This is a genomic window from Sphingobacterium multivorum (assembly GCF_039511225.1).
Lineage (GTDB): Bacteria > Bacteroidota > Bacteroidia > Sphingobacteriales > Sphingobacteriaceae > Sphingobacterium.
Genome location: NZ_CP154261.1, coordinates 2,587,560 through 2,600,986 on the forward strand (window position 1 = coordinate 2,587,560; position 13,427 = coordinate 2,600,986).

Below are 13,427 nucleotides of genomic sequence, written 5' to 3' on the forward strand. Positions count from 1 at the left end.
ATACCATTTACTTTTTGACTAGCAAGGGCAAATATTTTTCATAACCCTTGGCTTTCATTTCTTCTTTAGGCACAAATTGGAGAGAAGCACTATTGATGCAATAGCGTAGCCCCCCTTTGTTGGCAGGGCCGTCATCAAAGACATGTCCTAGGTGAGCGTCGCCAGTTTTGCTACGTACTTCCGTGCGGCGCATGCCATGAGAATTATCAGCTAATTCTTCGACTAAGTCTGGATTGATCGGTTTGGAAAAGCTGGGCCATCCACAGCCTGATTCAAACTTGTCGGTCGAGACAAATAGCGGTTCACCGGTAGTAATATCTACATAAATGCCATCTCTGAACTCATCATTGTATGCGTTATCAAAGGCACGCTCGGTTGCCTGATTTTGTGTTACATCATATTGTAGTGCTGTAAGTTCTTTTTTAAGTGTGCTCTTGTCCTTTCTTTTGTAGGTCGGTAACACAACTGTATCTTTGGCGGGAGAAGGATTGGCTTTGCGAGCCATCTCGAATAATTCCGGATCAATATGGCAGTAGCCACCTGGATTTTTGTCGAGATATTTTTGATGGTATGTCTCAGCGTCGTAGTAATTTTGTAAGGGTTCCAGTTCAACAACTATTTTTGCCGGATATTTTTTGGCCAGTTCGGCAAGGCTTTCCTTGATAACCGGAATGGCTGAATCATTTGTATAGTAAATACCGGTACGATATTGTGTTCCGATATCGTTTCCTTGCTTATTGAGCGAGGTCGGGTCGATAGTCTTTAGGAATAAATCTACGAGCAGCTTTAAGTCAACGATCTGTGGATCGTAAGTGACTTTGACAGTCTCCGCAAAGCCCGTTTTTCCTTTGGAAACCTGCTCATAGCTTGGGTTTTTTAGATTGCCATTGGCATAACCAACTTCGGTAGCGGTCACCCCGCGGACCTGCTTAAGAAAATGCTCCGTACCCCAAAAACATCCCCCTGCAAAATAAATAACCTGATCTTTCTCACCAGGAGGGTTCATAGCTTGTTTTTTAATTATTTTGGAATCATCAGTTTTCTGCGAAAAACCAAATTTGCTGAGCATAAATAAGCCTAATCCTAGTAATAATAATAAAAATACCTGTTTCATAGCGTTTCTCCATTCTTGTTTTTTAATATACGATGTAAAGATCCAGATCGGTTTTAATCAATTTTAAAATTGGGATTCTTTGCTTCGTTATTGGTAAGATATATCTAGTTATGAAATTCCATAAATATCGATAGAGAGTTTTAGGATGATGGCACTTTTTTTACCTGAAGCAGACAATAGGATACAGTTACCGACAGAAATCTATTGTTAAGTTGCTAAAAGTTTATACACTAATTTTTTTGCCGAACACCGACAATACCATATAACCTAAAATTCCCGCCAGCAGTGAGGTCAGCAGAATCTATAACTTCGCTTCATTGATATGCAGCGCGTCGCTGAAGGACAGGATGGAAATAAATATAGACATGGTAAAGCCAATTCCAGCCAATAAACCCACACCCAGGATATGTTTGAATGAGCTTCCTTCCGGTAGACTGCTAATCCCCAGTTTAGAGCAGACAAAAGTCATGATTAAGATACCCAATGGCTTGCCCCAGTAATAAGCCAAGGCTAATACCCAGGCCCATCGGAGCGGCTATGATGTTCAGTATTTTACAAAAAATGAGTTAATCAGTGATGTACTGAAACATTATGAACGCTTTCTCGAAATTATCTCGGAAGAGAAAAATGAAATGTTTATCAGTAGCAATGCCAACAAAAATCTAAGGTGATCAGCTGAATACTTCGCATTGCTCAATATGCGGGATAGCTTGTGCTTGACCTATCAAAGCTGATTACCATCGACACAATAGTTTAGCATTGGCCGAATTCGATTTACTGTTAACACCACACATCTTTTCGTTGATGCATCGTATAGAGTTGTTATCTGTTGGGAATGCCGTTTTTATTCCGCATTATGATATCCATTATTGGATAAGGATTTTGTGAGTGAACTCGAAAATCGGGCCGGGAGTAGATATTTAGTTCGTTTTTCTTCAGGTTTAAAGTGAAAGATGCAAATTTCGATAGGTCAGAATATTTTACTAATTTAGTGACATATGATAGTGTTGATGGAGGATAATACTGTTGATTTTACCATATTTTTATTTAATAGATCAGTAACTTTATGCGTGAAATCAATTGTCATGAGGAAAAAATTCACCTGTGTGGAAATATACAGTCTTTTGGGTATTTATTTATCTTTGAAGACGATAAGTGTATTGCGGTAAGTGAAAACTGTGCAGCTATTGCAGGTGAAAAATACTCCGAAATGCTCGGCATGACAGTAGACGATGTTCTTCATCGGATTGTTCCATCTTTTGAACTTCGTGGAGAGAGCATAGAACATGCTGTTTCAGACAGCATGTTTGCCAGGTATTCCGATCGTGTAGCTATCCTTGCTAACGATTATTTTTTAAGTCTCTATAGGTATGATGGCAAAATTTATCTTGAAATAGAGGCCTGCAATCCGCTTGCTGTCAAAACCACCAAATTATATTATTATGCCAAGCATTTAGATGACCGTAGCGGGGGCAACTCTTGCTGGCAGGCATTGACTGAATTGATTAAGGACATCATCCACTATGATAGAGTGATGGTGTATCGCTTTTTGGAAGATAATAGTGGACAAGTTATTGCAGAGAGCAAGACTGCGGATCTGGAATCGTTGATGAATTACCGTTATCCGGAATTCGATATTCCGGCACAGGCGCGCGAGCTTTACCGTGTTTTTCATGCCCGCCATACGGCGAATGTCAATGAGGAAGCGATTCCGCTAATGGGGCGGAGTGCCGATGCTCTCGATCTTACACGCTGCAGCCTTCGGGCACTTTCACCCATGCATTTGCAATACCTTAAAAATGCCGGCGTAAAGGCGAGTGCAAGTTTTAGCATTATCGTGGACGATGAGCTTTGGGGGCTTGTAGCCTGTCAGAACCGGGAGCCAATGCATGTCGATCTTTCACAGCGCCATCTATGTACCTTTCTTACACAATACGCTGTGAACAATTATCTGGCAGATTTTCAGAAGAAACAGGTAAAAGTTCAGAAAAACCTATCGCAGCTGAAGCATGATCTAAAAAGTGATTTGTTGGTCAAGCGCGACTTGTATGATGTGTTGGAAAAGTATGCCGTGCGTATTATGGAGGTAATGAACGGGCAGGGGCTAATCATTAAACGTGATCGCGCAATCATGATGGTGGGTGAGGTGCCTGATAAAAAAATGCTCCGAGAAATTGATAAACAAATAGCCAATGCAGAGTTTTTTGCGACAGATAGATTTAAGTGTGATGGTTCTTCCAAAGATGTTGAGATGTATCCTGGTGTATTGCGCATCAGTATTCTGCCCGCAAATAACTGGTACTTATATGTCTTTAGAAAAGAACGTCTGATAGAAGAGACCTGGGCAGGGAAGCCGGAAAAAGTGATGCAGGTTGACGAAGATCGAAAGATCACCTTTCCTTCGCCACGTTCTTCTTTCGAGGCATGGAAAAAGATTACGAAGGGAAAAGCCGAAAAATGGCAATCTTCTGAACTCGCTTTTATTGAAGATATAACACACATTATTCAGCAAGCAGTGGCACAACGTGGTGGAGAGATTGATGAATTGAACAAGAAACTGGTGCGCTCTAATAATGCGCTTGATACTTTTGGCTACACATTGACACATGATCTTAAAAATCCGCTGACGACGATACAGCTCACTGCACAAATGTTGCTCCATAAAAAAGACATCTCTGAGGAACTGCTTGCAAAGTCAATGAAAAACATCTTGGATGGGACGCAGCTGATGCGGGATATGATGGATAAAGTTTATCAAATGTCGAAGGTAAATCATGTAGACTTTGTGTTTGAACCAATTAATCCACAGTCCAAGATTGTCAATATCGTTGAAAATTGCAAACAGCAATACAAGGTTCCTCATTTAGAATTTATAATGGGCGAAACACTACCTGTTTTGGGAGAGAGAACACTGATCTATCAATTATTTCTGAATCTTGTTGGCAATGCCATAAAATACAGCAGCAAGAGGCAAAACCCGCAAGTTTCCGTTAAGAGCATGCGGCAAGGAAATACGGTCCGGTATGATATCAAGGATAATGGAATCGGAATTGATTTGAAGGAGGGCGACAAAATTTTTGAAATCTTTGCCCGAATGGCCAATTCAGAAGGCTTTGAGGGTTCGGGGGTTGGCCTGTCCATTGTTAAACAAATTGCGAGTAAGCTCAACGCAGCTATTCATGTAGAAAGCGAATTAGATGTCGGTACTACATTTTCAGTCGTCTTCAAAGATGTACCTGAAGCAGATCGTATGCATTTAGTATCTTAAACGACGGAGGGTAGATTTTTTAGAAGGCGATATAGTGGTTTTTATCCAATAAATTGTCTATCTTGTGGAATCTCAAAGAAAGATTATATAAACGGTTTGGTAACCAACTATCTGCCCAGCTTAGGTCTATATTTTAAATTCCTCCCACAAGACCATATTTTTCAATCATTGCGGTGTTTTTAAACAATCAAAAAATGAAAAAGAAAATTGTTGTTTGTGATGATGAAACCGTCATCCTTAACGTTTTAGAGCTGGCTTTAAAGAATGAATTCAGAGAAGTTTATTTAGTTTCAAAAAGCAGAGAACTTATTGCATCCGTCGAAGAAATTGAGCCTGATATTATATTGTTGGATATTGAAATGCCATGGCTGTCAGGTGACGATATCCTTCGTGAACTCCGAAGTTCGGAAAAACATCGAAATATTCCAGTGATCATGATGTCTGCAAGTTCGCGTGGGAAGCAGGTTGCTTCTGAGAGTGGAGCTGACGCCTTTTTGGCCAAACCATTTGAACTGGACGATCTTTTACTTCTCGTGGATAAATTAGGCTAAGCGTAAAATCAGCTAACCGCCAAAAGGATATAAACTTTTGGCGTTTTTTTTGGGGGAAAATAGAATAGAGTTAATCTTAAGAGCGATGGTCTGTTGCATTATTCTACTGGTTTGTGCATAAATCCATCATAAATTGACTTTCCTAAAAATAAAACCTAATTTTGATTCATCAACAATAACTAAACCAGCAGATGAGTGTCACACATGTCCGACAATTGTTTACCCAGCTTTACGAAGAAAATTGGGTGAAGTTGTATGTGCATGTTTTCCGCATGTTGGACGATCGTGACGAAGCCCGTGATATTGTGCAGGAAATATTTGCCAATCTTTGGGACCGCATGGAACGACTGGAAATTGAGCATTCCTATCAGGCTTACCTGTTTCGTTCGGCCCGAAACTTGGTGATCAACCGCATCGCCAGCCAGGATGTCGGACGTAAATATGAACATTACCTGGAGCATGCCGCCCCGAGCCTTGAAATTATGCCCGACGAATTGCTGCGGGAGAAGGAATTGGCTGCGCAGATCGATCAAGCGATTGAAAAGCTGCCCCGTAAAATGGCTTTGATCTTCAAAAAAAGCCGTTTCGAACAACGTAGTTACCGGGAGATCGCCGCGGAACTGGAGATCTCGGAGCAGACCGTCAAAAAGCAGATATCCAATGCGTTGGCAGTTTTAAGAAAAAAAATACGAACTATTTTCATTTTTTTCTACCACTAAAGGGCCGCCATCCTGTCTTCTAATCAATAAACAGGATAGCACCTATGAAACCACCCTTATCGAAACAATTATTGCAGCGCTACCAACAAGGTCTGTGCAATGCTGAGGAAATGGCACTTGTCGAAAGTTGGTACAATCAGCTCAGCAAGATAAATAATGAAAAAGATATACCTGAACTTGATCTGGCGGCCGAAGACCGGTATTTCCAACAGCATATTTTTGGACCCGTATTGCGGGGGCATCGCCAACGCCGTGCTTATCTGAAGGTAGCTGCCAGTCTGGTATTCTTTTTGATGGCAGGCGTCGCTATATATTTCTTTTCCAAGCCTCAACGAGCACCGAAACCTTTGCCTTTTAGTGTCGGTCAATTCCAGGCGGATCTGCTGATCGGCAACGAAGTGGTCAGCCTCGACGACAAGAAGCCCTTTAGCCCCGCCTATATGGCGCAGGAAAAAGGGGCGAAGGTGGCTGTCAAAACCAAAAAGGGGCAAGAATTCAAAATGGAGCTTCCGGATGGTACCGTCGTCTGGCTAAATGCCGACAGCAAGCTGGAAATCGGATCGGGATATAACCTACAGGAACGCGCGGTATTCCTGACGGGTGAAGCTTATTTCAAGGTGGCAAAAAATAAAGCAAAACCTTTTATTGTTCATGTCGGCAACACCAGCATCGAAGCCTTGGGAACCGCTTTCAATGTGAAATTATACGAAAACGACAGTCAGCTGTTGACCACACAGCTGGATGAGGGAAAAATACGGGTCAGCAATGCGGGTCTTCAGCAAGTATTGCTGCCGGGACAGTCCATCGAACTGAATGTGCAGAACGGCGCCTTCCAGCTGCTGCAGGACAACAGCGCACAGGATGCTGCCAATTGGAAAGACGGTTACTTTGAATTTGACCAGACGCCGCTTCCCGAGATCTTGGCCGATCTCGCCCGGTGGTACAATTTTACCTATAGCCTGTCACCCGTCTATAATAATAAAGTCCTGAGCGGAAAAATCAGCAAAAAAGAGTCCTTTGCCGAAGTGCTTAAAATATTGCGGTTCGCCGGCATAAATTATACCATCGACAAGGACCGACTCGTCCTTGTGCCCTAACCAAGCCCAAAACAAACGAATATTCAATCTAAATACCCTATGAAACAATCCGTAAAAACACTGCTATTGATGCTGATGCATGTCAATGGCTATGCCTTTAGCCAGCAGGCAGACAAGGCAGTTGACCATGTTCAATTTAAACAGCTCGTCAAAGCCATTGAGCAGCGCAGCGATTATCGCTTTGTTTACGACCCCCATGAAATTAACCCCGATCTGCGGGTCGATGTCAATTTAAACAATGCCAATATCCCGGAGCTTCTTAAACAAGCCTTTTCGACAAAGGGCATCCGCTATCAAATCGTCAAAAATACCATTGTGCTCCAAGGAAAAGGGGCTAACAAATCCTTGCAGACCACCATCTCTGGCCGGGTCAGCAATGCTTCCGGTGCCGCGCTGGAAGGGGTAAGCGTCCGTGTTAAAAACAAGATCGCCAGCACGGTTACCGATGCCAGCGGCCGCTTTAGTTTAAGTGGGCTGCAGCAGGAGGATATATTGCTCTTGAGTTATATCGGCTACCGCAGCAAGGAAGTGAAGGCCGCAGGCAACGGTCCCCTGGAAATAAGTCTCGAGGTTGATCCGGGCAACCTGGATGAAGTGGTGGTCATCGGTTACGGCACGTCTTCGGTACGCAAAAATACCGGTTCGGTATCCAGTGTCACCCGCAAGGAGATCGAAACACAGCCGGTACTGGATCCCCTGGCAGCCTTGCAGGGCCGCGTTGCGGGACTTAATATCGCTTCCAATTCGGGCTTGCCGGGCAGCTCCTTTCAGGTGCAGCTGCGCGGGGTCAACTCCTTGACCAATGGCAGCAGTCCGCTTTACATTATCGACGGTATCCCATTTTCGGACGAAAGCATGAATCAGTTTACCGCAGCCAATGGCAATCAAAGCCCGCTGAGCCTGATCAATCCCAAGGATATTGAACGCATCGATGTGCTTAAGGATGCCGATGCGACAGCCATTTATGGCTCCCGGGGTGGGAATGGTGTGATCCTAATCACAACAAAAAAAGGCAATAAGGGCGGGCTTAAAATAGACTTTAATGCCAATGTGGGTTCCAGTAAAGCCATCCGCAACCTGAAGATGCTGAACACGCAGCAATACCTGGACATCCGGAAAGAGGGCTTCAAAAACGATAACTGGACGGCAACGCCAGATAATGCGCCGGATCTGCTTACCTGGGATCAGTCTGCCTACAGCGACTGGCAAAAGGAGTTTTATGGTGCATCGGCTCCTTTCTCCACGTATCAGCTGTCATTTTCCGGTGGCAACGAAAACACGCAGTACCTGGCCAGCGCCAATTTCAACCGTCAGGGTGATCCCCTGCCTGGTAATAAAAACTATCAGCGTGGCGGTGCACTGTTGAACCTGTCTACACAGTCCAAAGACCAGCGATTTAAACTCAACAGCAGTTTCAACCTCAACCTCGACCGCAACAACACGGTCCCCACAGATATTGCACAGTTTTATAACCTGGCGCCAAATTATCCTTTATACGATGAAAATGGCAACTATTACTGGTTTCAGCAGACCTTACAGAATCCTGCAGCCTATATGGAGCGCTCGAGTATTTCTAAAGCTAAATCCCTGCTGGCCAATTTTTCTGCCGAATACGCCATCTTACCTGAATTGGTCGCGAAAGTCAATGTGGGCTATAACCTCAAAAGCATGGACCAGACGCGTCTACTGCCCAACGCGGGATTTAATCCATTGACGAGTACGGGTTCAATGGCCTCTTACGGGAATTCGGATTACCAGTCTTATATCATTGAGCCGCAAGTAAACTACAGCAAAACAATTGGTAAACATGATTTCAAGTTGCTTTTGGGTGGCACCTGGCAGCAAAGGGTCACCGAAGGGAAATACTTCGATGGCAGCAGCTACCCGAGTGATTCGCAGCTGGATAATATAGCTGCTGCAGGGATCCTCGCAATCCGCAACAATCAGTATGCCGATTACCGCTACCAATCTGCATTTGGACGTATCAATTATGCCTATGCCGACAAATACCTATTGAATTTCAGCTACCGACGGGATGGCTCTTCCCGTTTTGGCCCCAACAATAAGTACGGTAATTTTGGATCGGTTGGTGCAGCCTGGGTATTCAGCAGCGAAGAGTTTTTCCAGGATCAGTCTATCCTGAGCTTCGGTAAGCTCCGTGGCAGCTGGGGGGTGACGGGCAATGACCAGATCGGCGATTACCAGTACCTTGATACCTGGGGCACAGGTTTTGCCTACCAGAGCATCACGGGGCTTTATCCGACGCGGGTGTTCAATCCCAATTTTGGCTGGGAAGAAATCAAAAAGAAAGAACTGGGCCTCGACCTTGGATTTTTCAGGGACCGTATTTTCCTGACGGCCAATTATTACAACAATAGATCGGATAACCAGCTGATCAATATCGTGCTCGCACCGCAGACGGGCTATAATTCTTATTTTGGTAATACCCCCGCACTGATCGAAAATAAGGGCCTTGAGTTTGAGCTGAGCAGCGTAAATATCCAAAAGGAAAAGTTCAGCTGGAAAACCAATTTCAATATGACTTTCCCTTCCAATACCCTGCTGGACTATCCTAAACTTGAAAGTAGCAGCGATGTACGGCGATACGTCATTGGCGAGTCTACCCGTATTGTGCGTGGATTTCAGTTTACGGGAGTGGATCCGCAAACGGGTATCGCTCAATTCCTGGATGTGAATGGTGATGGGAAAATTACCGAATTCAATGATTATGTGACCCTGGGTTCACTGCTGCCGAAGTTTTATGGCGGAATCAACAACAACCTGAGTTATGGCCATGTGAGCCTTGGACTGCTGTTTCAGTTTGTCAAACAGGAGGGACCCTCCATTGGTTATGGCCCGCAGGCCACGACCATCGGTGCACTGGGCAACCTGGATGAATATGTATTGCACCGCTGGCAGCAGCCGGGCGATGTGACGGATGTGCCGCGTGCAACCGCCAACAGCGCCAATGACGCCAACCTGGCGTACCGCAATTACTACCGTTATTCATCGGCGGTATGGGACGACGCTTCTTTTATCCGCTTAAAAAATGTATCGCTCAGTTACGACATCTCCAAATGGGCACAGAAGATCAATATAAACCGTGCTGTGCTGCAGTTCAATGCGCAGAACCTCTTTACCTGGACAAGCTTTAGAGGTATGGATCCCGAGATGCCTGGTTTTGACCGCACTTATGTTTCGGATGTCAATCCTTTTGGTTCGGTGCGGAGCAGCGCCACACCATCGCTGCGTACCTATACCTTCGCGGTGCAGCTCACTTTTTAATGATCATAAAACTAAAGACTTACACCATGAACAAATATATCATCTACAGCCTTTTTGCAACACCCCTGTTGAACCTCTCCTGCAACAAATTTCTGGCGGTGGATCCCCCCAAGACGGAAGTGGCGGCAGCGTCGGCCTTCAGCGACGAAAAAACGGCCACAGCAACCGTGGGCGGACTCTATACGAGTATGAACAACTACAATAACCAGTTTGCCAGTGGACTGATGAGCATCGTGCTGTCCAGCCTGGCCGACGATTACAACTCGGCCTTTACAAGCTACGATGAGTACAAATACAATCGGCTGAGTCCCGCAACCTCGTACCTCGATCGGCTGTGGTCGCAACCCTATAGCTATATCAATCACAGCAATAAGATTATCGAGGGAGTTGAAGCTTCGGCACTCAGCGCCAAGGTAAAAGCACAGCTCTCGGCAGAAGCGCGTTTTACGCGGGTATTCAATTATTTTTACCTGAGCAACCTCTTCCAAAAAGTGCCCCTGATCACCGATACCAAAGATCTGGAAAGCAACAACCAAAAAGGGCCAGCGTCCCGGGAGGAGCTCTATGCTTTCATGGTGGACGATCTGAAGCAGGCTGCTGTGGATATTTCGGATACCTACCAGGGCAATGAGCGTACCCGCCCCAATAGAAAAGCGGTTGATGCGCTATTGGCTCGGGTATACCTGTACCATGGCGACTGGGCCGATGCGGAAGCGACAGCCGATAAAGTCATCGGGGATAACCGGTACGAACTGTCGCGCGACCTCAATACGGTCTTTTTGAAGACGAGCAAAGAGGCCATCTGGCAGCTGCAGACTGTCAATCTTTCGACGGCAGGTGTCAACACCTGGGAGGGATTCAGCATCGTTCCGGCCGTAGCGACGGCACGGAGTTACTATCAGCTGTATGATGCGACCGTGGCGGCTTATGAGGAGAACGACTTGCGTAAATCACAATGGTTAAAACCGTATGTGGTAAACAATAAAACACTTTATATGCCGTATAAGTACAAGTTGCGCACAGCGACACCGGTTGCCGAATACAATACCGTACTGCGCCTGGCCGAGCAGTACCTGATCCGTGCGGAAGCGCGGCTCAACCAAAATAAGCTACAGGCGGCACTACAGGATATCAACCAGATCCGCGAGCGTGCAGGCCTCGCTGCGCTGCCACAAACGCTGGACAAAGCAGCTATCGCCCTGGCCCTCGAAAAGGAACGGCAGCTGGAGCTGCTGGGCGAATGGGGTCACCGCTGGTTTGACTTGGTCCGCACAAATCGGGCCCTGCCTGTACTTTCGAAGGTCAAAACAGACTTTAGTCAAAGCGATACCAAAATACCGATCGCCAGTGCTATTTTATTAACCAATGGTAATCTCCAACAGAATGATTAAGCTATATAAACAGGCCTCGCTGCAGTTTAGACAGGCCTTGCTGCTGCTGTTACTGCCAGCAACCCTGGGAGCGCAGGCGCAAGTCAGCATCCTACCGGAAAAAGCAGCCGCCGGTGATACCGTGACCATCAGCTTTGATCCCGGTAAATCTACCGCTGCTCCTGGCGCAGGGCCATTTTTCGTGGATTTCAACTACTCCAATTTTTACGAATTTCCGAGCCGCATGCCCATGCAGCGCGAAGGCGGACTGTGGCGTGTACGCTTTAAACTGCCGCCCTACGCCAACTTTTCCTGTTTTACGATCGCCGACAAGGACAAGAAATTTGTGCAGCGGGCAAGCGATAGCAGTCAATACGAGATCTACGTCTATAAACAGGGGAAACTGATCGCTGGTAATTTCCTGGGGAAATCGTATAGCGTACCCGTCCAGGATAAAACATCGGATCGCATTGTGGAGAAACAGGAGTATTACCTCAAAAAAGAGCTGAGCTTGTATCCCGACAACTACGAGGCCCAGCTCCGGCTGATCGTCCTCGAGATGAAAAAAAGTAACCCTGCCCAGCAGGCCCGGCTCCTGAAAAAGGGCTTGACCGTGGTCGAAAAGAAATTCCGTAGCAATCCGCTTTTTGAAGGGAACCTCAACAAGGTGACCATGGGTTATCTGATACTCGGTCAAAATCAAAAAGTAGATTCGATCCGTCAGGTTGTGATCGACGAGTTTCCCAACAAGAAGATCGGCATAGCCTATCGGCTCAATAAACTGTTTAGCGAGCCGGATTCCACGGCGGTGGTCGCCGAGATCGGACAGCTTCTTGCCCTTAAAACCGCCGATAATGAGGCGGCCTATGGCAGCGCTTACGACTATCTTTTTACCTACTATGTGCGGCATGGCGACAGCGTACAGGCCAAGAAATACCTGCCCCTGATCACCCGATGGGAGCAGGATCCCTACAAATGGCGCGCCTACAATCAATATGTGCAGCTGCTGTTGGATCATAAGCTGCTGCTTAACGATGCATCCAAGCTCAATCTATACCTGTTGGACAGTGTGGCGGCCTACCCGGTGAGCTTAATACGCTATTTCCCCGAAACAGGTTATCTGGTGGCGCATGACCCCGCCAAGGCTGATAAAATCGCTGCGGTGAAAGTAGAACTTATGGCCAATCAGGGGCTTATAGCCGCGCAGTTAAATCAGCCCGAAGTAGCGCAGGACTGGTTTGCCAAAAGCCTCCTTACGCTCAAATCGGCGGCACTGCTCCGGGCCATTGCCCTGCAGTATCAAGTGTGGAATGAGCCAGAGCGTGCGATACCCGTACTGGAGGCAGCCTATCGCTATGCGCCTTTTGACCCACAGATCCGGCAGCTGCTCGACAGCGCGCTCGATAAAAAGGGGATGGGCAATGCCGCCGAGCGGCAGGCCTATTTTAGCCAGCTCGACAAGCAATGGAAGCAGGGCTATTACGCGGAGTTTCAGGAGATTATCGGCAGTACACCTCTTCCAGAAGACCTCAGCATCGTTGATATGGACAAAAAGCCCTTGCTTAAGGCGGAACTTGCGGGCAAGATTGTTGTCATTGATTTTTGGGCAACCTGGTGCAAGCCCTGTATAGCCTCTTTTCCTTATCTGCATCAGGTGTACAAAAAATATGCGGATGACCCGCAGGTGAAATTCGTTGTGCTCAATTCGGGCAGTGGAAATAGCTGGGACGATGCGTATAAATGGGCGCAGGCCAATCGCCAATTTGACTTTCCATTTTATTACAACCAAGATAAAAAGCTGAGCAGTAAACTGGAAATAACCTCCATTCCGACAACGTTGATCTTGGATAAAAAAGGGAACATCCGCTTTCGAAAGGTCGGCTTCGAAGGTGAAAAGCTGCTGCAGAGCCTCGATGCCATGATCGAGTACCTGAAAGAACTGGATCAATAACCTGGGCATGTCGTACCCCCTTTTTTTGGTATATTTGCCTTACAAGTGATCCTGGTTGGATAAACTGTAATC

General features: G+C 46.1%; 9 protein-coding genes. 7 read left to right on the forward strand and 2 right to left on the reverse strand.

Translation table 11 applies throughout. The annotated features are described in order from the left end of the window. Positions 1–7 precede the first annotated feature (7 nt). The gene (msrB, locus tag AAH582_RS24850; protein ID WP_430459036.1) at positions 8–1,006 is read right to left on the reverse strand and encodes a peptide-methionine (R)-S-oxide reductase MsrB; all 999 of its coding nucleotides are present in this window, start codon (positions 1,004–1,006) and stop codon (positions 8–10) included. Between the two features lie 409 nt (positions 1,007–1,415). Next, positions 1,416–1,622, reverse strand: a complete 207-nt coding sequence (locus AAH582_RS10520) for a Na+/H+ antiporter NhaA (RefSeq protein ID WP_343322099.1) — start codon at positions 1,620–1,622, stop codon at positions 1,416–1,418. Between the two features lie 558 nt (positions 1,623–2,180). Here AAH582_RS10520 and AAH582_RS10525 point away from each other — a divergent pair. The 7 genes from AAH582_RS10525 (at position 2,181) to AAH582_RS10555 (ending at position 13,355) form a co-directional block, all read left to right on the forward strand. Beyond that, positions 2,181–4,382 carry an ATP-binding protein gene (locus AAH582_RS10525; RefSeq protein ID WP_343322100.1) on the forward strand — a complete coding sequence of 734 codons (2,202 nt, stop codon included), beginning with the start codon at positions 2,181–2,183 and terminating at the stop codon, positions 4,380–4,382. A gap of 194 nt (positions 4,383–4,576) precedes the next feature. After that, positions 4,577–4,933 (forward strand): response regulator, encoded by a 357-nt coding sequence (locus tag AAH582_RS10530; RefSeq protein ID WP_343322101.1) that lies wholly within the window; start codon positions 4,577–4,579, stop codon positions 4,931–4,933. Between the two features lie 191 nt (positions 4,934–5,124). Further along, entirely contained in the window at positions 5,125–5,652 is a 528-nt protein-coding gene (locus tag AAH582_RS10535; RefSeq protein WP_343322102.1) for an RNA polymerase sigma-70 factor, read from the forward strand. A gap of 44 nt (positions 5,653–5,696) precedes the next feature. Further along, positions 5,697–6,749, forward strand: coding sequence for a FecR family protein (locus AAH582_RS10540; RefSeq protein ID WP_343322103.1), 1,053 nt, complete (start codon positions 5,697–5,699; stop codon positions 6,747–6,749). Between the two features lie 39 nt (positions 6,750–6,788). Beyond that, positions 6,789–10,034: a TonB-dependent receptor gene (locus AAH582_RS10545; protein ID WP_343322104.1), complete on the forward strand. Its 3,246-nt coding sequence runs from the start codon at positions 6,789–6,791 to the stop codon at positions 10,032–10,034. Between the two features lie 26 nt (positions 10,035–10,060). Next, complete coding sequence (locus AAH582_RS10550; protein WP_343322105.1) at positions 10,061–11,425, forward strand: RagB/SusD family nutrient uptake outer membrane protein; 1,365 nt, start codon at positions 10,061–10,063, stop codon at positions 11,423–11,425. Beyond that, on the forward strand, positions 11,418–13,355 hold the full coding sequence (locus AAH582_RS10555; protein WP_343322106.1) for a TlpA disulfide reductase family protein: 1,938 nt from the start codon (positions 11,418–11,420) through the stop codon (positions 13,353–13,355). Before AAH582_RS10550 ends, AAH582_RS10555 begins: the two co-directional genes overlap by 8 nt. Positions 13,356–13,427 lie beyond the last annotated feature (72 nt).